Origin of the sequence: Curvibacter soli, from assembly GCF_029211125.1 — a bacterium.
Classification (GTDB): Bacteria; Pseudomonadota; Gammaproteobacteria; order Burkholderiales; family Burkholderiaceae_C; genus Curvibacter_A; species Curvibacter_A soli.
In genome coordinates, this window is record NZ_JARGEN010000038.1 from 23,357 (window position 1) to 44,458 (window position 21,102).

Genomic DNA, 21,102 nt, shown 5'->3' on the forward strand with positions numbered 1-21,102 from the left:
GCACCCATAATACGGCCTTCTCCCCTCCATCCAATCGAAGCAGCCGAGCGGCCCGCATGACTCTCGCTTACCGACTCATCGCATCGACGGGAATCCACAAAGGTGACCGTGACTACCAGCAGGACCAAGTGGCCCTGCTCAGCCATCCGCGCATCAATGGCTGCGTGCTTGCCATAGTGGCCGACGGCATGGGAGGCCGCAGCGGAGGGCGCAAGGCATCCGACCAGGTCATGCTGACCGCGCGCCAGTTGTTCGACCGCTACGACCCGGCCACCGACGACGGCTCCAGCATGCTGGAGCAGATCGTCAAGGAATCCCACATGGTCATCAAGCTCACGGCGATTTCGTCGGAGCAGGAGCCGCACAGCACCATCGCGGCGTTTCTCATCAACCCCCTGGGCGACTGCCACTGGGCCCATGTGGGTGATTCGCGCATCTATCATTTCCACGGCGACAAGATGGTGCGCCGCACCAGCGACCATTCCTACGTGCAGGCGCTGGTAGACCGGGGCGAGATCACGCCCGAGCAGGCGCTCACCCATCCGCGCTCCAACATCCTGATCGGCTGCCTGGGCACCGAGGAAGATCCGCCCATCGCCATGCACCTGATCCCGCAGCTCCAGGCGGGCGACACGCTGCTGGCCTGCAGCGATGGGGTCTGGCATTATTTCAGCCCCGAGGAAATGGCCTCGGTCGTCAGTTCGCTGACGCCGCGCGAGGCGACGGAGTTCCTGATCGAGAAAGCCCGCTCGCGCAGCCGCGGCGGCGGCGACAACCTGTCGCTGGCGATCGTCCACATCGAAGCCATGCCCGACACCCGAAACAAGCCGCCCCATGGCGCGGCGCCCGGCGCACCGCCTCCAGCCGCCGGCGGCCAGCCTTCGGGCAGCGCCGCGTCCTGAGCGGCCGCCGCATCACGGCGGCGCGGGCAGGGGTGGCACCGCTTGGTCGCTTTTTTGGCGCTTTTCGCGGTTGCGCGCATTCTGCGCACGACGTTCTTGCGCGGCGCGTAGTTTTTCCTCATAACGCTGGCGCTGCACAGGCGCATTCGCGGCCTTCTCGGCGCGTGCAGCCTGCTCCTTTTGCTGCGCCTCGATGCGGTGCTGTTGCTGCCCGGCGCGCGCTGCGGCGTCCTGTTCGCGCACCGTGGTACGTTCGGCGGGATCCACGCGCGCAGGCGGTTGTTTCGGTCGCTCTGCGGCAGCGCGCTCTTGCCGTTCCTGCTGCTCGCGCATGCGCTGATCGACCAAGCCTCGCTGGGCGGCACCCTTCTCGCGCCGCTCCTCGTCGTTGAGCGACAGCTCCTGCCGGCGCAGGTCCGCCAGCACACTGCGGTGGCGCGCACGCGCATCGGCCAGGCAGTCGTTGACCGCGAACTTGCCATAGCAGGCGGCCTCTTCCGCCGCCTGCTGCGCCTGCACCGCCTGGCGCTCCTGCACGATGCGGCGGCGCTCGACGGCCCGGGCCGCCGCCACGTTGGCGGCAGGGGCCGCGACAGGCGTATCGACAGCGGAGGATGGCTGGGGCTGGGGCTGCGCCTCCACCGCCGCTGCGCAGACCAGACTCATCAGCAGGAAGGCGGCACGGGTGCTCATGTGAGGCGCGTGTCCACGGTACGCCGCTCCAGTGCAAGGAACTCCTTGGACTGCATTTCGGTGAGGCGCGACACGGTGCGCGGAAACTCGTGGGCCAGCGGCCCTTCGGTGTAAAGCTCTTCCGGCGGCACGGCTGCCGACATGATGAGCTTGACGCGCCGGTCGTAGAGCACGTCGATGAGCCAGGTGAAACGGCGCGCCTCCGATGCCCTGCGCACCGGCATGTGCGGCACGTCGGACAGCAGCAGCGTGTGAAACTGGCTGGCGATCTCGAGATAGTCGTTCTGCGAACGCGGGCCGCCGCACAGCGTGCGGAAGTCGAACCAGATCACGCCGCCGGCCTTGCGGCGCGCGCGGATTTCCCGCGCCTCGATGTGCAGCACCGGATCTTCGTCCTGCGTCTCGGCCAGCCGATCGAAGGCCGCAGCCATCTCGGCATCGGCCTGCGGGCCCAGCGGCGTGTGGTAGAGCTTGACCTGCTCCAGCGTGCGCTGGCGGTAGTCGGTGCCGTTGTCGACGTTGACCACTTCCAGCCGCTCCTTGAGCAAGGCGATGGCGGGCAGGATGCGGTCGCGGTGCAGACCGTCGGGGTACAGATCGTCGGGGGCGAAATTGGAGGTGGTGACGAAGCCCACGCCGTTCTCGAACAGCGAGACCAGCAGGCGGTGCAGGATCATCGCATCGGTCACGTCGGCCACGTGGAATTCGTCGAAACAGATGAGCTTGTAGCGCCGCGCGATGCGCCGCCCCAGTTCGTCGAGCGGGTTGACCGTGCCCTGCAAGCCAGTCAGTTCGCGGTGCACCTCGCGCATGAATTCGTGGAAGTGCAGCCGCGTCTTGCGGCGCAGCGGGACCGCGTTGTAGAAGCAGTCCATCAAAAAGCTCTTGCCGCGGCCCACGCCGCCGTACATGTATACGCCCCGCGGCACTTCGGGATGGTTGAGCAGCTTCTTGAGCGTGTTGGAGCGCTTTTCCTTGTACGCCGCCCATTGGGTGGCGCAGCGCTCCAGCGCGTCGACGGCGCGCAGTTGAGCGGGGTCGCTGGCGAAGCCACGGGCGGCAAGCTCCGCCTCGTATGCCTGCTTGACGCTGTCAGTCACTCTATTGCTATCATTTAAATAGCTATCAGCGCTTGATATATAAGCGCTGGAAGCCATTTTCATGCATAAATCAGAAGTTCAGCGTACGCTTGTCGACGGCAAGCGCTGCTTCCTTCGTGGCTTCGGAGAGGGACGGATGGGCGTGGCAGATGCGCGCAATGTCTTCGGCGCTGGCCTTGAACTCCATCGCTACCACGGCCTCGGCGATCAACTCGCTGGCCAGGGGGCCGACGATGTGCACACCGAGGATTTCGTCGGTCGCGGCATCCGCCAGGAACTTGACGAAGCCGGTCGTGTCGCCCAGCGCACGGGCGCGGCCATTGGCCAGGAACGGAAAGCTGCCGGCCTTGTAGGCGCGCCCCGCGGCCTTGAGCTGCTGCTCGGTCTGGCCGACCCAGGCGATCTCGGGGTTAGTGTAGATGACCCACGGGATGGTGTTGAAGTTGACGTGCCCATGCTGACCGGCAATGCGCTCGGCCACGGCCACACCTTCCTCCTCGGCCTTGTGCGCCAGCATGGGGCCGCGCACCACGTCGCCGATGGCCCAGACGTTGGGCAGGCTGGTCTTGCAGTCGCCGTCCACGACGATCGCGCCGCGCTCGTCGAGCTTCAGCCCCACTGCCTCGGCATTGAGGCCAATGGTGTTTGGCACGCGGCCGATAGAGACGATGAGCTTGTCCACCGCCAGTTCCTTGGCTTCGCCCTTGGCGTCGACGTAGGCTACGCTCACGCCCTTTTTGCCGGCCTTGATCTCGCCGACCTTGACGCCGAGTTCGATCTTCAGGCCCTGCTTGGTGAAGGCCTTGAAGGCCTCCTTGGACACCTGCTCATCGACGGCACCGAGGAACGTGGGCAAGCCTTCGAGGATGGTGACTTCCGAGCCCAGGCGGCGCCAGACCGAGCCCATCTCGAGCCCGATGACGCCCGAGCCGATCAGCCCCAGCTTCTTGGGCACGGCGGCCACGCGCAGCGCGCCGTCGTTGGAGAGCACGCTCTCCTCATCGAACGGCACGCCCGGCAGCGCGCGGGCGCTGGAGCCCGTGGCCACGATGACGTGCTTGCCCGCGAGGCTCTCCTCCGTGGCGCCGGCCACCTTGATCTCGTAGCCGCCATCGACAGCCTTCACGAACGATCCGCGGCCATGGAAAAATGTGATTTTGTTCTTCTTGAACAGGTAGAGGATGCCATCGTTGTTCTGCTTCACAACGGTGTCCTTGCGCGCGAGCATCTTGGCAACGTCGATCTCCAGCCCCTTCACCGCGATGCCGTGGTCGGCGAAGTGATGGTTGGCCTGGTCGTAATGCTCCGATGACTGCAGCAGCGCCTTGGACGGGATGCAGCCCACGTTGGTGCAGGTGCCGCCCGGCGCCGGGCCGCCCTTGTCGTTCTTCCACTCGTCGATGCAGGCGACGTTGAAGCCGAGTTGCGCGGCACGGATGGCGGCGATGTAGCCGCCGGGGCCGCCGCCGATCACGATGACGTCGAATAGTTTGGTATCAGCCATGTGCCGCTCCTCAGATGTCGAAGAGGAGGCGCGCCGGATCTTCCAGCGCTTCCTTCATGGCCACAAGGCCGAGCACGGCTTCGCGGCCGTCGATGATGCGATGGTCGTAGCTCATCGCCAGGTAGTTCATCGGCCGGATGACGATCTGGCCATCCTCCACCACGGCGCGATCCTTGGTCGCATGCACGCCCAGGATGGCCGACTGCGGCGGGTTGATGATGGGCGTGGAGAGCATCGAGCCGAAAGTGCCGCCGTTGCTGATGGAGAAGGTGCCGCCGGTCATCTCCTCGATGCCGAGCTTGCCGTCCTTGGCCTTCTGGCCGAATTCGGCGATCTTCTTCTCGATGTCGGCAAAGCTCATCTGGTCGGCATTACGCAGGATGGGCACCACCAGGCCGCGCGGGCTGCCCACGGCGATGCCAATGTCGAAGTAGCCGTGGTAAACGATGTCGGTGCCGTCCACGCTGGCGTTGATCACGGGGTACTTCTTGAGCGCATGCACGGCAGCCTTGACGAAGAAGCTCATGAAGCCGAGCTTGACGCCATGCTCCTTGGTGAAGCTGTCCTGGAAGCGCTTGCGCAGGTCCATCACCGGCGCCATGTTGACCTCGTTGAACGTGGTCAGGATGGCATTGGTGGATTGCGACTGCAGCAGGCGCTCGGCGATGCGGGCGCGCAGGCGGCTCATGGGCACGCGCTGCTCGGGGCGGTCGCCCAGGTTGACGGCGGGCGCCGCCACCAGGGGCAGTGCGGCCTTCGGCGCAACCGTGGGAATGGCGACGGGTGCGGCGGCAGCGGGCTTGGCGCCGCCAGCCACGGCGGCCAGCACGTCGCCCTTGGTCACGCGGCCATCCTTGCCGGTGCCGGGAACGCTGGTGGTGGCAAGGTTGTTGTCGGCCAGCAGCTTGGCCGCGGCGGGCATGGCCACATCGGATTTGGAGCCGCCGGCAGCGGGTGCGGCAGCAACCGCCGGTGCCGGCGCGGCTGCGGCAGGTGCAGCCGCGGCGATGGGCGCGGGGGCCGGTGCAGCCGCACCCGCCTTGCCCTCGGTATCGATCTTGGCGATGACCTGGTCGGACACGACCGTGCCCCCATCGCCTACGACGATTTCCGCCAGCACGCCCGCGGACGGCGCGGGGACCTCGAGCACGACCTTGTCGGTTTCGATCTCGATCAGGATTTCATCGACGGCCACGGACTCGCCGGCCTTCTTCTTCCACTGCAGCATCGTGGCTTCGGCCACGGACTCAGACAATTGGGGGACTTTGACTTCTACGATAGCCATTGCATTCTTCCGGTGGTTCTTATGTCAGTGAACGCCGCCGCAGCGGCGTCCATGGGTGGTTTTACTTGGACAGGACGAAGCCCTTGAGCTTGCCGAACGCGCCGTCGACCAGCGCTTTCTGCTGCTCCTGGTGCAGGTGCGAATAACCGACTGCCGGCGATGCCGAAGCAGCACGCCCCGAGTAGCCCAGGCGCTGGCCCTCGATCATGTTTTCGTGGATGTAGTGCTGCACGAAGAACCAGGCGCCCTGGTTCTGCGGCTCGTCCTGACACCAGACGATGTCCGATGCATTCGGATAGCGCTTGAGCTCCGCGGCGAACGCCTTGTGCGGGAACGGATAGAGCTGCTCGATGCGGACGATCGCCACGTCGTCCACGGCCTTTTCGGTGCGCTTCTTGACCAGGTCGTAGTACACCTTGCCCGAACAGACGACCACGCGCTTGACCTTCTCCGCCTTGCGCACCACGTCCTCGCCATGCTCGGGAATCACGGTCTGGAAGCCGCCATGGATGAACTCGGACAGCGGCGACGTCGCATCCTTGGCCCGCAGCAGCGACTTGGGCGTCATGATGACCAGGGGCTTGCGCAGATTGCGCACCATCTGGCGGCGCAGCAGATGGAATATCTGGCTGGCCGTAGTGGGCTGGCAGACCTGCATGTTGGTGTCGGCGGAGAGCTGCATGAAGCGCTCCAGGCGGGCCGAACTGTGCTCCGGGCCCTGGCCTTCGTAGCCGTGCGGCAGCAGCAGCGTCAGGCCGTTGACGCGGCCCCACTTCACTTCGCCCGACGCGATGAACTGGTCGATCACCACCTGGGCGCCGTTGGTGAAGTCGCCGAACTGCGCCTCCCAGATCACGAGCGTGTTCGGGTCATTGGAGGCATAGCCGTACTCGAAGCCCAGCACAGCTTCTTCCGAAAGGATGGAGTCGATGACGACGAAGGGCGCCTGATTCTCCGCAACGTTCTGCAGCGGGGTATAGGTGCCGACATCCCATTTTTCGCGGCTCTGGTCATGGATGACCGAATGGCGGTGGCTGAAGGTGCCGCGCCCGGAATCCTCGCCCGAGAGCCGCACGGGATAACCGCTGGCCACGAGCGAGGCATAGGCCATGGTCTCACCCATGCCCCAGTCCACGTTGATGTCGCCGCGGCCCATGGCGGCGCGGTCGTCGTAGACCTTCTTCACCAGCATGTGCGGCGTGATGTTGGCGGGAATGGTCGTGACCTTTTCGGCCAGGCGCTTCCATTCGGCCAGCGGAATCGCGGTGTCGCAGGCGTCGGTCCACTTCTTGCCCAGGAACGGGCTCCAGTCGACCGCGTACTTGCTCTGGAAGTTGGTCAGCACCGGATCCACGGTGTGCGTGCCCGCATCCATGGCTGCGCGGTAAGCCTTGACCATGTCGTCGCCCAGGGACTCGCCAAAACCCTGGGTCGCCAGCTTGTCCGCGTAGAGCTTGCGCGTACCGGGGTGGGCCGCAATTTTCTTGTACATCAGCGGCTGCGTGAGCGAGGGGGTATCCTGCTCGTTGTGGCCGAGTTTGCGAAAGCAGATGATGTCGACCACCACGTCACGCTCGAACTCCATGCGGAAATCCAGCGCCAGTTTGGTTGCCAGCGTCACGGCTTCGGGATCGTCGCCATTGACGTGCAGCACCGGCGATTCGATCATCTTGACCACATCGGTGCAGTACAGCGTGGAGCGACTGTCGCGCGGGTCGCTGGTGGTGAAGCCGATCTGGTTGTTGATGACGATGTGCACCGTGCCGCCCGTGAAGTAACCCCGGGTTTCGGACAGCGCCAGCGTCTCCATGATCACGCCCTGGCCCGCGAAGGCCGCATCGCCATGCACTAGCACCGGCAATACCTGCTTGCCATGCTCATCGCTGCGGCGGTCCATGCGGGCGCGCACCGAGCCTTCCACGACGGGATTCACGATCTCCAGATGGGAGGGATTGAACGCCAGGCTCAGGTGGACAGGCCCCCCCGCAGTGGATACGTCCGAACTGAAACCCTGGTGGTATTTCACGTCGCCGCTCGGCAGGTCTTCGGGCGCCGTGTGGTCGAACTCGGCGAAAAGGTCCTTGGGCATCTTGCCCAGCGAATTCACGAGCACGTTCAGGCGTCCACGGTGGGCCATGCCAATCACGATCTCCTGGATGCCGCGCAACCCAGCCTCTTGGATCAGCGTGTCCATCGACGCGATGAAGCTCTCGCCGCCCTCCAGCGAAAAGCGCTTCTGCCCGACGTATTTGGTATGGAGAAAGCGCTCGAGCCCTTCGGCGGCCGTCAGCCGGTCCAGCACGCGCCTCTTCTGGTCGGCACCGAGGTTGGGCTTGCTGCGAATCGTCTCCAGCTTCTGTTGCCACCATCGCTTCTGGTTCTGGTCGGTGATGTACATGTACTCGGCACCAATCGTGCCGCAGTAGGTTTCGCGCAAGGCATTCAGCAGCTCGCGCAGCGACATCGTGTCCTTGCCGAAGAACGTGTTGCTGGTATTGAACACGGTCTCCTGGTCGGCGTCGGAAAAGCCGTAGAACGCGGGCTCCAGTTCTGGAATCGCCGGCCGCTCGGTGCGCTTGAGCGGATCCAGGTCGGCCCAACGGGCACCTACGTTGCGGTACGCCGCGATCAGTTGCTGCACCGCCGTACGCTTACGGCCCAGTTCTGAGTCGGCGCTGGCAACCACGACTTTGGTTTGCCCCTGCTTGGCACGCTCGGCAAAGGCATTGACCACCGGCAAGTGCGGCACATCGCGCGCCTGTGAACCGTCGGCCGCCGGAACATGCTGCAAGGCGTCGAAATAGTCGCGCCAGTTGTCAGGCACGCTGCCGGGGTTTGCGAGGTAGTTTTCATACATATCTTCGACGTACGGCGCGTTGCCGCCGAAGAGATAGGTGTTGGCCGAATAAGCTTGGTAGATGGAGCCGGCCGGCGCCGAAAATTGTTCACTCATGTTCCGCTAACCTCCGCCTTCCTTTGGAAGACATTAGTTGGTAAATAAACCTTCCGCGACACGGCTGAACCGAATGGCGGATGCGACTGTGGCTGGGAAGGACCCGTGTGCAGGCGGCATTGTGCCACTGATCCGGGAAACGATGAGACCGCCGATACAACGCCGGGTGGCAGGCGCTTTGTTTTTTGTTTTACAGTCCATCAGAATGATGGGATGATAGGATGGGTTACCTAAATACTTAACATTACATTCCCGGTTACATGGCTGCAGTCGATTCCGCCAGTAAAGAAACGTCCACGATAGCCCTGCCCGGTTTGGGCCGGGCGCTGATTCTGGCCGGCAAGCTGCAGCAGAAGACCGCCGACGACCTCTATCGGAAGTCACAGGCGAACCGCAGCAGCTTCATCGCAGAGCTCACGGGGTCTGGCGCCGTATCCGCCTATGACTTGGCGCACACAATGTCGGCGTCCTTCGCAGCGCCGCTGCTGGACCTTGATGCCATCGATCCGCTACGCCTGCCGAAGGATCTTCTCGACACGAAGATCTGTCAGTCCTACCGCGTACTGGTGCTCAGCAAGCGCAACAACCGGCTGATCGTCGCCACCGCCGATCCGTCGGACCAGGAAGCGGCAGAAAAAATCAAGTTCTCCACCCAGATGGGGGTGGACTGGGTCATCGCGGAATACGACAAGCTGTCCAAGCTCGTGGAAAGCAGTACGGCCAGCACGGCCGCGTCGATGGACAACATCATCGGCGGCGAATTCGAATTCGACGAAGGAGACATGGGCTCTCCGGTCGAAGCGGCGGAATCGAATACCGGAAACGACGTAGAAGATGCCCCGATCGTCAAGTTCCTTCACAAGATGCTGCTCGATGCAGTGGGCATGCGCGCATCCGATCTGCATTTCGAGCCTTATGAGCACCAGTACCGGGTGCGCTTCCGCATTGATGGCGAGTTGCGGGAAATAGCCTCTCCCCCTATCGCGATCAAGGACAAGCTGGCATCGCGCATCAAAGTCATTTCCAGGATGGATATCTCGGAGAAGCGGGTTCCGCAGGATGGCCGGATGAAGCTCAAGATCGGCCCTGATCGGGTGATCGATTTTCGCGTTAGTACGCTCCCCACGCTTTTTGGCGAGAAAATCGTTATCCGTATTCTCGACCCGAGTAGCGCCAGGCTGGGGATCGAAGCGCTAGGTTACGATCCCGAGGAAAAAGAGCGATTGATGCATGCCATCGGCCGCCCCTACGGGATGATATTGGTCACGGGGCCGACAGGCTCCGGCAAGACGGTTTCCCTCTATACCTGCCTGAACATCCTGAACAAGGCCGGTGTCAATATCGCCACGGCCGAAGATCCATCGGAAATCAACCTTCCCGGGGTCAATCAGGTCAATGTGAATGAAAAGGCAGGCCTCACATTTGCCGTGGCGCTGAAATCTTTTCTGCGCCAAGATCCTGACATCATCATGGTGGGCGAAATTCGCGACCTCGAAACCGCGGATATTTCCATCAAGGCCGCCCAAACGGGCCACCTTGTGCTTTCCACGCTGCACACGAATGATGCCCCGACGACATTGACGCGCATGCGCAACATGGGCATAGCCCCATTCAATATCGCATCCAGCGTTATCCTGATCACAGCGCAGCGCTTGGCTCGACGGCTCTGCCCGCTGTGCAAGGCGCCTGCCGATATCCCCCATGAGGCGCTTGTGGAAGCAGGCTACACGGAGAATGATCTCGATGGCTCCTGGGTGCCCTATAAGGCCGTGGGTTGCTCCAGTTGCAATAATGGCTACAAGGGCCGCGTAGGGATATACCAGGTTATGCCCATTTCCGATGAGATTCAGCGCATTATTCTGCGTGATGGGAGCGCCATGGATATCGCGGAGCAAGCCCGCAGAGAAGGTGTCCGCTCTTTGCGGGAATCTGGCCTGCACAAAGTGAAGCAGGGCATTACCTCGCTGGAAGAAGTCCTTGCCGTCACCAATGAATAGATTGCGAACGAGTTAGAGGCACCATGGCAACTGTGGCATCCAGGGATATCAAGGATTTCGTCTTTGAATGGGAAGGCAAGGACCGCAACGGGAAACCTGTGCGCGGAGAAATTCGCGCCGTGGGTGAAAACCAGGTTCAGGCGACCCTCCGGCGCCAAGGTGTGCTGCCCAGCAAGATCAAAAAGCGCCGTATGCGCTCGGGCAAGAGGATCAAGCCCAAGGACATTGCCATCTTCACACGACAACTCGCGACGATGATGAAGGCAGGCGTGCCACTGCTCCAATCGTTCGACATTGTGGGGCGCGGCAATCCCAACCCCAGCGTCACCAAGCTACTCAATGAGATCCGTTCCGATGTCGAGACAGGCACGTCGCTGAATGCGGCCTTTCGCAAACATCCCCTGTATTTCAACAGCCTCTATTGCAATCTGGTGGAGGCCGGCGAAGCCGCCGGTATTCTGGAAGCCCTGCTTGACCGCCTTGCGCTTTACATGGAGAAGACGGAGAACATCAAGTCGAAGATCAAATCAGCGCTGATGTATCCGACTTCCGTCATCATCGTGGCCTTTGTCGTCGTCGCAGTCATCATGATCTTCGTGATTCCTGCCTTCAAGGATGTATTTACCTCGTTTGGCGCCGATCTTCCTGCGCCCACCTTGTTCGTGATCGGCATGAGCGAGATTTTCGTGAAATGGTGGTGGCTTATTTTTGGCGGCATCGGCGGCGCCGTTTTCTTCTTCATGCAGGCTTGGCGGCGCAATCAGAAAGTGCAGATGTTCATGGATCGCCTGCTGCTGCGCGTCCCCATCTTCGGGGCTCTGATCGAGAAAGCTTGTGTGGCCCGTTGGACCCGCACGCTTTCCACCATGTTTGCCGCAGGGGTTCCATTAGTGGAAGCTTTGGACTCCGTAGGTGGCGCCGCCGGCAATTCAGTGTATTCCAGCGCTACCGAGAAAATCCAGCAGGAAGTATCGACCGGCACGAGTTTGACTGCCGCAATGACAAATGCCAACATCTTTCCTTCAATGGTGCTGCAGATGTGCGCCATTGGCGAGGAATCTGGTTCGATTGACCATATGCTTGGCAAAGCCGCGGACTTTTACGAAGCTGAAGTGGATGATATGGTTGCCGGTCTATCCAGCCTGATGGAGCCGATCATCATCGTTATTCTGGGCGTCGTGATTGGCGGCATCGTGGTTTCGATGTACCTGCCAATTTTCAAGTTGGGCCAAGTGGTTTGATGGCCGCATCTTTGCTGGATGCTGCGCTTGCCGGCACGGTGGGGTTGCTGATAGGCAGCTTTCTGAATGTCGTGATATACAGGCTGCCGAAGATGCTGGAGGCGCAATGGGCTGCGGAATGTAGCGAATTCAGCGGCCATGCCACCGGAGAACACCCACCCCCCGCCTTCAACCTCATGGTCCCGCGATCAGCCTGCCCTCACTGCAGGCATGTGATCCGATGGTATGAAAACATTCCTGTCGTGAGCTATGCGCTTCTGAGGGGCCGCTGCTCTGCGTGTGCGCAAGGAATCAGCATTCGCTATCCCCTTGTGGAAATAGCAACGGGGGCTCTTTTCTTTTTCTCCATACGACGTTGGGGCATTACGCCGGAAGGGGTGGTGTGGTCCGCATATGCAGCGACATTGCTGGCATTGGCACTGATCGACTGGGACACGACCCTGCTTCCCGACGACATCACACTGCCCCTGCTGTGGGGGGGGCTTCTCGCATCTGCCATGCACTGGATTCAGACCCCGCTGTCCTCATCGGTATGGGGTGCTGCAGCGGGATATATCTCCTTGTGGCTTGTGTACTGGCTTTTCAAGCTGGCAACCGGCAAGGAGGGAATGGGGTATGGCGACTTCAAGCTGTTCGCAGCACTTGGCGCCTGGTTTGGATGGCAAGCCCTTGTCCCCATCATTCTGATGGCATCCGTCATTGGTGCTTTGGTAGGTATCGCCATGAAGTTCAGTGCAGGTTTGCGCGAAGGCAACTACATTCCTTTCGGCCCATTCCTAGCGTTTGCGGGGTTGACTGCCATGTGGGCAGGGCCGCAAAACATCCTGCAATTTATCTTTTCCATGCTGGGGCTCTGACTTGGCCCGCCGCGCTGTCTGCAGAATGGGGCTTACAGGCGGCATCGGCAGCGGCAAAAGTACCGTCGGGCACATGTTTGCACAAGCAGGTGCCGTCCTCGTGGATGCAGATGCCATTGTGCGCAGCCTTACGGCCCCGGGCGGAGATGCCATCCCCTTGATCGCCGAGAGATTCGGCACTGCATTCATCGACGCAATGGGGGGGATGGACCGCCAACGCATGCGCAGTCTGGCTTTTTCCGATACCGATGCTCGCCACGCACTAGAAGCCATCATCCATCCCCTTGTGCAATCGGCAACAATTGCCGCTGCCGCTGCATGGGAGGATCAAGGAAAGCACTGGATCGTATTCGACATTCCGCTCCTTGCAGAGTCGGCACGGTGGCCTAGCGTTTTCGACCTCATTGTCGTCGTGGACTGCTTGCATGAAACACAGATAGGTCGGGTGATGACACGCAGCAGGCTGCCAAGACAAACGGTTGAAAGCATCATTGCCAGCCAGGCAACAAGAGCCCAGCGACGCTTTTGCGCGGATGCCGTCATCTTCAATGATGGCGTCACATTGGATGCCCTGCGGAGCGAAGCCTTGCAGACGGCCGCGTGGTTCGGGCTATGATGGCACGTGTGATTTTGTACGAATATCCATTCAACGAGCGAATCAGAACCTACCTGCGCCTCGAACATTTATTTCGGCGCTTGGGGGAGTTGCTGGGCCGCAGCCATCCTCTCGATCATCATTTTGCGCTGGTGACTATTTTTGAGGTCATGGACGTTGCCGCCCGTGCCGATCTCAAAGCCGATGTGCTCAAAGACCTGGAAAAGCAAAAACTCGTTCTAGATGGCTATCGTGGCAACCCATCGATTTCAGAAGACGCACTGGAAGGCGCTCTAAGCCAGATCGAGCGCAATTTCACGGCCCTCAATGCACAAACCGGCAAGGCCGGGCAGTCTCTCACTGAAAACGAATGGTTGATGAGTATCCGCAGCCGCATCGGCATTCCGGGCGGGACATGCGGTTTTGATCTGCCTGCCTACTTTGCGTGGCAGCATCAGGATGCGGCCTTACGCCAGCAAGATCTCCAGGCATGGACGGCAACGCTGGCACCGCTGGCGGAGGCCATATTTCTTTTGCTGAAGATGCTGCGAGACTCAGGCGTGCCGCAAAAAGTCATTGCCGAACGGGGGCATTTTCAGCAAAGCCTTCCCCAAGGCCGTACCTTCCAGTTGCTGCGGCTGCGGATGGACCCCATGCTCCACTTGGTGCCAGAAATCAGTGGCAACCGGCTTATCGTATCGGTGCGCCTTATGCAACAGGAAGCCGATGGCCGCCTGCATGCGGCTACAACATCCGACACGGGATTTGAATTGACTCTTTGCGCATAACCCGCCCATGACCAGTTCCGGCCAAGACCCGCAGGCAAAAATCGTGACATGCCCCACCTGCCGCGGCCCCGCCGTCTTTACGGTAACCAATGCACATCGTCCATTTTGTAGCCAACGATGCAGATTCACGGATCTTGGTGCCTGGGCAAATGAAACGTTTCGCATGCCTAGCGAAGCGCCGCCCGTCGATGAGACTTACGGTGATCCACGCCTGCAGCACTGACAACGTGCCTCGCATGGCGCACCACGCCTTATTCCAGACGATGGGTGAACCCGATGAAGCCTTGTTCCGCCGCCAGCCATGCAAGCACCGGATATGCCCCAGGTAAAACCGGAAAGACATCCAGCGGAAGCGTTTGCCAGCGCATTGACTGACCTTCTCGCATTTCCAGCGCACCTGACCATCGCGTCACCTTGCACCAGTGCAGTCGAACCAGTGCATGGGGATACTCATGTTCAGTAACCCTCCATGCTTGTGCTGCGGCGATTGTGATTCCGAGTTCTTCATGGAGTTCACGGCGCAGTGCCTGCTCAATGGTTTCGCCAGTCTCGACTTTGCCGCCGGCAAATTCCCAATACCCCGCATACGGCTTCCCCGCAGGGCGTGAAGTCAGTAGCATGCGGCCTTGCGGGTCCAGCAAGATACCGACAGCCACCTCGGTATGCTTTCGCGAAGGCGCAACATCAGGCATGTCACCCATGGGCCCGCCCCGCGAAATCCTGTGCAAACTGGTACGCCACCCGGCCACTGCGCGACCCTCGCTCCAAGGCCCATACCAGCGCCTCCGAGCGTGTGGCTTGGGACAAGGGGACTTTTGCACCCAAGACGTGCAGCCATTGCTCGACAATGCGCAAGTATTCTTCCTGGCTGAATGGATAGAAGCTCACCCATAACCCAAACCGCTCGGAGAGGGATATCTTCTCTTCCACGACCTCGCCCGGATGGATTTCGCCATCCTCGGAAGTGGTATAGGAAAGATTGTCCTTCGTGTGTTCAGGCAGCAGATGCCGTCGGTTGCTCGTCGCATAAACGAGCACATTGGGCGTTGCGGCCGCCACGGATCCGTCGAGAATGGACTTCAGCGCCTTGTACCCCGATTCCCCATCTTCGAAGCTGAGGTCGTCACAAAAGACGATAAAACGCTCCAGGCGCGACGCCACGACATCCACAATGTCATGCAGATCCGTCAAGTCGGCCTTGTCCACTTCTATCAGACGCAATCCACGAGTGGCATATTCATTCAGGCAGGCCTTGATGAGGGAGGATTTCCCGGTGCCACGTGCGCCAGTCAACAGCACGTTATTGGCCGGACGGCCCTCGACGAACTGCAAGGTATTGCGCTGCAGCTTGTCTTTCTGGATATCGATGTTCTGCAAGTCGCTGAGCCGCATTGCAGCAATATGTCGGATGGGCTCCAATACTCCACGCCCTCCGCTGTGCTTGCGGTAACGCCAAGCAATGGCACTAGACCAATCCGGCGCTCCCAGGGGTTTCGGCAGGATTGCTTCGAGTCTGCAGACGAGCTGATCGACACGCTCCAGCAGTCTCTCGAATTTCTCGTTCATCACAGTCGGCCTAGGAACGGTAGTCAGCATTGATGCTGACATAGTCGTGGCTCAGGTCGCAGGTCCACACCGTATCCAAGGCCTGCCCGCGCCCCAATTCGACGCGAACAGTTATCTCGCTTTGCCGCATCACCCTCTGTCCGGCCTCTTCCCGGTAAGCCGGATGGCGTCCACCCGACGTAGCAACATGTACGTCATCCAAGAAAAGCTCAATGCGGGTCTGGTCGAGATCGAGAATGCCTGCATACCCCACCGCCGCCAGGATTCGCCCAAGGTTGGGATCACTGGCGAAGAATGCGGTTTTGACCAAGGGAGAATGCGCGATGGCATAGGCCACCTGCCGGCACTCTGCCGTCGTTCGCCCTCCCCCGACGTGGATGGTGATGAACTTCGTCGCGCCCTCTCCGTCGCGCACAATGGCCTGCGCCAGCTGGCGAGCGACGTCAAGCAACACTTGTTTCAATGCCTTGGCCGAAGGGGCATCCGCATCGGTAACTTCGACGTTGCCGGCCTGGTTGGAGGCCATCAGAACGAACGAATCATTGGTGGATGTATCTCCATCAATCGTGATGCGATTGAAAGACCCCTCGGCCAGTTCCGCAGCCCATGCCTGAAGGACAGTTGGCGCAATGCACGCATCGGTCGCCAGAAAACCCAGCATGGTGGCCATGTTGGGGCGAATCATTCCTGCCCCCTTGCTGATCCCGGTGATGGTCACCATGGCCCCATCAACCACGATCTGGCGGCTGTAGGCCTTGGGAAGGGTGTCCGTGGTCATGATGCCTTCTGCCGCACGGAGCCAATGCGATGGATCGACATCGGCCAAGGCAGCGGGCAAAGCCGCTTCGATACGCTCCACAGGAAGCGGCTCCATGATCACCCCCGTTGAAAACGGCAGGATCTGGGTCGGCTCGACGCCCAGTTGACGCGCCAATGTGGCACATACACTCCGGGCCCGGGCAAGCCCATCGGCACCTGTGCCAGCATTCGCATTTCCTGTATTGATGACCAGCGCACGAATGTTCCGCCCTCCAGCCAAATGCTCGCGACAGACTTGGACAGGCGCGGCACAGAAACGATTCTGCGTAAAAACACCCGCAACGTTCGTACCCTCATCAAGCAAAAAGACGCTGAGATCCTTGCGCCCAGCCTTGCGAATGCCCGCCTCCGCGACACCGATGCGCACTCCTGCCACCACATGCAGATCTTCAGAACGGGGAGATATCAATTGCACGGCCATAGCACCTCTACCTCAACATGAAATGAATATCAGGCAGGCCCCCTCGCCAAAAAAGCCAAGGAGCCGCACGTCACGCAAGCTTGCCGTGGCAATGCTTGTACTTCTTGCCACTTCCGCAGGGGCATGGATCGTTGCGGCCCACGCGCACAGCAGCCTCGGGCGCCGTTTGCGGCGCAAGCGAACCAGCCCCATCCTCCGGTGTGCCAGGTTCACTGGGCGCGGAGTACGTGATATTGGCGATCTTCTCGCCACGGCTCTCCAATATCTCAGCCGCCTCGCCTAATGCCTCGGGCGATTGCACCTTCACCGTCATCAACACCTTGGTGACTTCATTCTTCACCTGATCGATCAACTGGCGGAAAAGCTCGAACGCCTCGCGCTTGTATTCCTGCTTGGGCTGTTTCTGCGCATAGCCCCGCAGGTGAATCCCTTGGCGCAGATAATCCAGTGCGCTCAAATGGTCGCGCCAATTCGAGTCAAAGCTTTGCAGCAGCACGGCACGCTCGAAGTGCGCGAAATTCTCTTGCCCGACCAGCGCCACCTTGGCCTCGAACGCCTCGCGCGCGGCCTGGAGCACTTTGTCCAGCATGTCTTCGTCCGTGATGCTGGAAGAGCTCTCGACTATTTGGCGTAGCGACAGATCAAGCTGCCAATCGTCGCCTGCCAGCACCTTTTCCAGGCCTGCGACATCCCATTGTTCCTCGACGGACTCCTCTGGAACGTACTGGCGCACCAAATCGGTCAATGCGCTATCGCGCATGCCGTTGATGACGCCGTTCAGATCGACGGCATCCAGTATCTCGTTGCGCTGCTGGTAGATCACCTTGCGCTGGTCATTGGCAACGTCGTCGTACTCCAGCAATTGCTTACGCATGTCGAAATTGCGCGCTTCCACCTTGCGCTGGGCGGACTCGATACTGCGCGTGACGATACCTGCCTCGATGGCCTCGCCATCGGGCATCTTCAGGCGCTCCATGATGGCCTTGACACGGTCGCCGGCGAAGATGCGCATCAATGCATCGTCGAGACTCAGATAGAACCGTGACGAGCCCGGGTCGCCCTGCCGGCCCGAACGGCCACGCAACTGGTTGTCGATACGCCGCGACTCGTGCCGCTCAGTCGCGATAATGCGCAACCCGCCCTCCTGCGTCACGAACGCATGGTCTTTCTCCCATTGCGCGCGCAGTGCCGCGATACGCGCCTCCTTCGTTGCATCATCGACGGATTCGTCCTGCTGCAGCGCGGTGATTTCCTTTTCGACATTCCCACCCAGCACAATGTCGGTACCCCGGCCTGCCATGTTTGTGGCGATGGTGATCATCTTGGGGCGGCCGGCCTGCGCCACGATGTCGGCTTCACGCGCGTGCTGCTTGGCGTTCAGCACCTGATGGGGTAGCTTCTCCTCGTCGAGCAGATGCGAGATGATCTCGGAATTCTCGATCGAGGTCGTGCCGACGAGCACCGGCTGACCCCGCTCGTAGCACTCCCGAATATCCTTGATCGCGGCCTCATATTTCTCCTTGGTGGTCTTGTAGACGCGGTCGAGTTGGTCGTCGCGACGACTGGGACGGTTGGGCGGAATCACTACCGTTTCGAGCCCATAGATTTCCTGGAACTCATAGGCCTCGGTGTCCGCCGTCCCGGTCATGCCCGAAAGCTTGGTGTAGAGCCGGAAGTAGTTCTGGAACGTGATTGACGCCAGCGTCTGGTTTTCCGCCTGGATGGCAACACCCTCCTTCGCCTCGATCGCCTGGTGCAGGCCATCGCTCCAGCGCCGCCCACTCATCAGGCGTCCCGTGAACTCGTCGACGATGACGATCTCTCCGTTCTGCACCACGTAATGCTGATCGCGGTGGTAGAGCTGATGGGCGCGCAAGGCGGCATAAAGGTGGTGCATCAGCGAGATGTTGGCGGGGTCGTACAGCGATGCGCCTTCGCCAATCAGTCCCTTGCCGGACAGAATGCGTTCGGCGGTTTCATGCCCCTGCTCGGTCAGGAAAACCTGGTGCGATTTCTCGTCCACGGTGAAGTCTCCAGGCTTGGTGACGCCTTCACCCGTGCGTGGATCCGCCTCGCCCTCCTGCCGCACCAGCAGCGGGGCCAACTGATTCATCGCAAGATACATAGCCGTATGGTCTTCGGCCTGCCCACTGATGATGAGCGGCGTACGCGCCTCGTCAATCAGAATCGAGTCCACCTCATCGACGATGGCGTAGTTGAGCCCGCGCTGCACGCGATCGCGCGGTTCGTAGACCATGTTGTCGCGCAGATAGTCGAAACCGTACTCGTTGTTGGTGCCGTAGGTAATGTCGGCGGCATAGGCGGCCTGCTTTTCCTCGCGCGGCATCTGCGGCAGGTTGATGCCCACCGTCAGGCCAAGAAAGTTGTACAGGCGCCCCATCCATTGGGCATCCCGGCTTGCGAGGTAATCATTCACCGTCACGACGTGCACGCCCTGACCTGCAAGCGCGTTCAAGTACACCGGCAGCGTAGCGGTCAGCGTCTTGCCTTCGCCGGTGCGCATTTCGGCGATCTTGCCGTTGTGCAACGCCATCCCGCCCAGCAACTGCACATCGAAATGCCGCATCCTCATGATGCGCTTGGATCCCTCACGCACCACAGCAAATGCCTCAGGCAACAGGGCATCCAGGGATTCACCGCCACGCACGCGTGCCCGAAATTCCTGCGTCTTGGTGCGCAATGCTTGGTCGTTCAGTTTTTCGTACTCGGGCTCCATCGCATTGATGCGATCCACCGTCTTGCGATATTGCTTGAGGAGCCGGTCGTTACGGCTGCCGAATAGTTTGGTGAGAAAATTGGTGGCCATGCAAGCGTGAACCGTTTTGAGCAGGCTGCGCCTCAAAACGATCAAAAATTCTAGAAGTGATGCCCTGCGGGCAAGCGTCAACGCAAATGACAGTCGCACGCGGGCGGCGGAGTGCCGCGAACTTAAGCAAGCGGTGGATTTTACCGTTGCTGCATCGCCCGGGGTGGCGACTGTGCCCGCGCCATCTCAGGCATGCCACGCCCCATGGCCAGGAACTTCTGGGGATCCTGCCAAATACTGTCAACCAGCACCTCGAAATGAAGGTGAGGTCCGGTCGAACGGCCTGTCGTGCCTATCTGCGCGATCACCTGCCCGCGCTTGACGAGATCGCCCTGTTTGACAAACACTTTGAAGGTGTGGGCATAACGTGTGATCAGGTGGTTGCCATGATCAATCTCGACCATGTTTCCATATTCCGGATGGAATTGCTGGGTCACGACGACGCCGCCAGCTGCGGCCAAAATAGGCGTGCCGACTGCACCGGGGAAATCCAGCCCCGTGTGCAAGGCAGACCGTCCCGTGAAAGGGTCGATGCGCCACCCAAAAGACGATCCCGTCATATGACCTGGTACAGGTTCCTGCGTAGGAATCATCATGCTGCGGACTTTCTGGTCGAACAGCCGCGATTCAATAACTGTCAGCAAATCCACGCGCTGATCGGTCAGCTTGTCCATTTCAGCCAATGTGGCCTGCAACTCCTCCAGCGACAAGGAATGCCCCATGATCAAGACGCCTCCCTGCCCCGATGGTGCCTTGAAATCCCCTGCACCGATGCCCGCCAGCCCTGAAACGCGCTCGCCCAATGAGTCAAGCCGTACCAGCTTCGCTTGCATTTCTCCCAGCTTGCGCGCCATCGCATCCAGATTGGCACGCATGAAGCGATCACGCTGGTCGAACTCGTCCTTGACGACCAACCGGACCAGAGAGCCAATCACAGGCCAACCTTCGCGGGCGCCTTTCAGAAAGACCCAGTGGTATAGCGCCGCAGACATCAACATCAGGACGAAGGACGACAACAACCCGACCAGCACCAGTTTGCCGCCGCTCAGATGGATGGCATGGCTTCTTGCAAGCCGGGCATCCGTAATAATGAGGTGCACTGAAGTTCCTATCTAGTTCTTCGGCATCGCCTTGAATCGCACCCGATCCCCCGTCACACTCATACAGGCCAGTCAAGCATCCCCCGCGTTGGCCAGACTGACTGAACTCGTGCGCGATTCGAACAGCCGGCTTCAGAGCGTGCAACCGCTCGTGCCTCGCGGACTGCACCAAGCCATTCAGGCCGGGCCTATCGAGGGCAACACTTGGTGCCTGCTTGTCAGCAATGCCGCTGCCGCCGCGAAGCTGCGGCAGCTATTACCGACGCTGGAAGCGCATTTGCGAAGTCGGGGTTGGGAGGTTAACGCAATTCGGATCAAGGTTCAATCGAAAAAGCCCCACCGCAGTGATGTATGAAATCGGCATAGGGGGCAGCCTTCACAGGCTGCGCCCCTGCCACACCACCCGGCATGCGGGTCCGCACCGGGCGGTTCGAGAGCTTGAGGTCACGACAGC

General features: G+C 60.7%; 18 protein-coding genes. 8 read left to right on the forward strand and 10 right to left on the reverse strand.

Annotated features, from left to right (window positions below; translation table 11 throughout):
- The first annotated feature begins 56 nt into the window (after nucleotides 1-56).
- Nucleotides 57-902, forward strand: a complete 846-nt coding sequence (locus PY257_RS09685; protein ID WP_275741165.1) for a PP2C family protein-serine/threonine phosphatase — start codon at nucleotides 57-59, stop codon at nucleotides 900-902.
- Between the two features lie 12 nt (nucleotides 903-914).
- On the opposite strand, the gene PY257_RS09690 is transcribed toward PY257_RS09685, so the two are convergent.
- From PY257_RS09690 to PY257_RS09710, 5 genes are all read right to left on the reverse strand, one after another.
- Nucleotides 915-1,595 carry a hypothetical protein gene (locus PY257_RS09690; RefSeq protein WP_275741166.1) on the reverse strand — a complete coding sequence of 227 codons (681 nt, stop codon included), beginning with the start codon at nucleotides 1,593-1,595 and terminating at the stop codon, nucleotides 915-917.
- Nucleotides 1,592-2,695 (reverse strand): cell division protein ZapE, encoded by a 1,104-nt coding sequence (zapE, locus tag PY257_RS09695; RefSeq protein WP_275741167.1) that lies wholly within the window; start codon nucleotides 2,693-2,695, stop codon nucleotides 1,592-1,594. Before zapE ends, PY257_RS09690 begins: the two co-directional genes overlap by 4 nt.
- 70 nt (nucleotides 2,696-2,765) lie before the next feature.
- The gene (lpdA, locus tag PY257_RS09700) at nucleotides 2,766-4,199 is read right to left on the reverse strand and encodes a dihydrolipoyl dehydrogenase (RefSeq protein ID WP_275741168.1); all 1,434 of its coding nucleotides are present in this window, start codon (nucleotides 4,197-4,199) and stop codon (nucleotides 2,766-2,768) included.
- 10 nt (nucleotides 4,200-4,209) lie between these two features.
- Entirely contained in the window at nucleotides 4,210-5,484 is a 1,275-nt protein-coding gene (gene odhB, locus PY257_RS09705; protein WP_275741169.1) for a 2-oxoglutarate dehydrogenase complex dihydrolipoyllysine-residue succinyltransferase, read from the reverse strand.
- 61 nt (nucleotides 5,485-5,545) lie between these two features.
- Nucleotides 5,546-8,437, reverse strand: coding sequence for a 2-oxoglutarate dehydrogenase E1 component (locus PY257_RS09710; RefSeq protein ID WP_275741170.1), 2,892 nt, complete (start codon nucleotides 8,435-8,437; stop codon nucleotides 5,546-5,548).
- A gap of 260 nt (nucleotides 8,438-8,697) precedes the next feature.
- Between PY257_RS09710 and pilB the strand changes: the two genes are divergently transcribed.
- From pilB to PY257_RS09740, 6 genes are read left to right on the forward strand one after another with little or no spacing between them, the layout of a single operon-like run.
- Nucleotides 8,698-10,434, forward strand: coding sequence for a type IV-A pilus assembly ATPase PilB (gene pilB / locus PY257_RS09715; protein WP_275741171.1), 1,737 nt, complete (start codon nucleotides 8,698-8,700; stop codon nucleotides 10,432-10,434).
- A gap of 23 nt (nucleotides 10,435-10,457) precedes the next feature.
- Nucleotides 10,458-11,675, forward strand: a complete 1,218-nt coding sequence (locus PY257_RS09720) for a type II secretion system F family protein (RefSeq protein ID WP_275741172.1) — start codon at nucleotides 10,458-10,460, stop codon at nucleotides 11,673-11,675.
- On the forward strand, nucleotides 11,675-12,532 hold the full coding sequence (locus tag PY257_RS09725; RefSeq protein ID WP_275741173.1) for a prepilin peptidase: 858 nt from the start codon (nucleotides 11,675-11,677) through the stop codon (nucleotides 12,530-12,532). The genes PY257_RS09720 and PY257_RS09725 overlap by 1 nt, the downstream gene beginning before the upstream one ends.
- Before the next feature lie 25 nt (nucleotides 12,533-12,557).
- On the forward strand, nucleotides 12,558-13,148 hold the full coding sequence (gene coaE / locus PY257_RS09730) for a dephospho-CoA kinase (RefSeq protein ID WP_275741200.1): 591 nt from the start codon (nucleotides 12,558-12,560) through the stop codon (nucleotides 13,146-13,148).
- Between the two features lie 8 nt (nucleotides 13,149-13,156).
- Entirely contained in the window at nucleotides 13,157-13,915 is a 759-nt protein-coding gene (gene zapD / locus PY257_RS09735) for a cell division protein ZapD (protein WP_275741174.1), read from the forward strand.
- A 7-nt stretch (nucleotides 13,916-13,922) separates the two neighbouring features.
- Nucleotides 13,923-14,138, forward strand: a complete 216-nt coding sequence (locus PY257_RS09740; protein ID WP_275741175.1) for a DNA gyrase inhibitor YacG — start codon at nucleotides 13,923-13,925, stop codon at nucleotides 14,136-14,138.
- A gap of 28 nt (nucleotides 14,139-14,166) precedes the next feature.
- Here the strand turns inward: PY257_RS09740 and PY257_RS09745 are convergent, their stop codons facing one another.
- From PY257_RS09745 to PY257_RS09765, 5 genes are all read right to left on the reverse strand, one after another.
- Nucleotides 14,167-14,616: an NUDIX domain-containing protein gene (locus PY257_RS09745; protein ID WP_275741177.1), complete on the reverse strand. Its 450-nt coding sequence runs from the start codon at nucleotides 14,614-14,616 to the stop codon at nucleotides 14,167-14,169.
- The gene (locus PY257_RS09750) at nucleotides 14,609-15,481 is read right to left on the reverse strand and encodes an ATP-binding protein (protein WP_275741179.1); all 873 of its coding nucleotides are present in this window, start codon (nucleotides 15,479-15,481) and stop codon (nucleotides 14,609-14,611) included. Before PY257_RS09750 ends, PY257_RS09745 begins: the two co-directional genes overlap by 8 nt.
- Nucleotides 15,482-15,491: 10 nt before the next feature.
- Nucleotides 15,492-16,721: a bifunctional glutamate N-acetyltransferase/amino-acid acetyltransferase ArgJ gene (argJ, locus tag PY257_RS09755; RefSeq protein WP_275741181.1), complete on the reverse strand. Its 1,230-nt coding sequence runs from the start codon at nucleotides 16,719-16,721 to the stop codon at nucleotides 15,492-15,494.
- Nucleotides 16,722-16,791: 70 nt separating this feature from the next.
- Entirely contained in the window at nucleotides 16,792-19,548 is a 2,757-nt protein-coding gene (gene secA / locus PY257_RS09760; protein ID WP_275741183.1) for a preprotein translocase subunit SecA, read from the reverse strand.
- Nucleotides 19,549-19,688: 140 nt separating this feature from the next.
- On the reverse strand, nucleotides 19,689-20,648 hold the full coding sequence (locus PY257_RS09765; RefSeq protein WP_275741185.1) for a M23 family metallopeptidase: 960 nt from the start codon (nucleotides 20,646-20,648) through the stop codon (nucleotides 19,689-19,691).
- A 31-nt stretch (nucleotides 20,649-20,679) separates the two neighbouring features.
- Between PY257_RS09765 and PY257_RS09770 the strand changes: the two genes are divergently transcribed.
- Nucleotides 20,680-21,003, forward strand: a complete 324-nt coding sequence (locus PY257_RS09770) for a DciA family protein (RefSeq protein ID WP_275741187.1) — start codon at nucleotides 20,680-20,682, stop codon at nucleotides 21,001-21,003.
- Nucleotides 21,004-21,102: the final 99 nt, after the last annotated feature.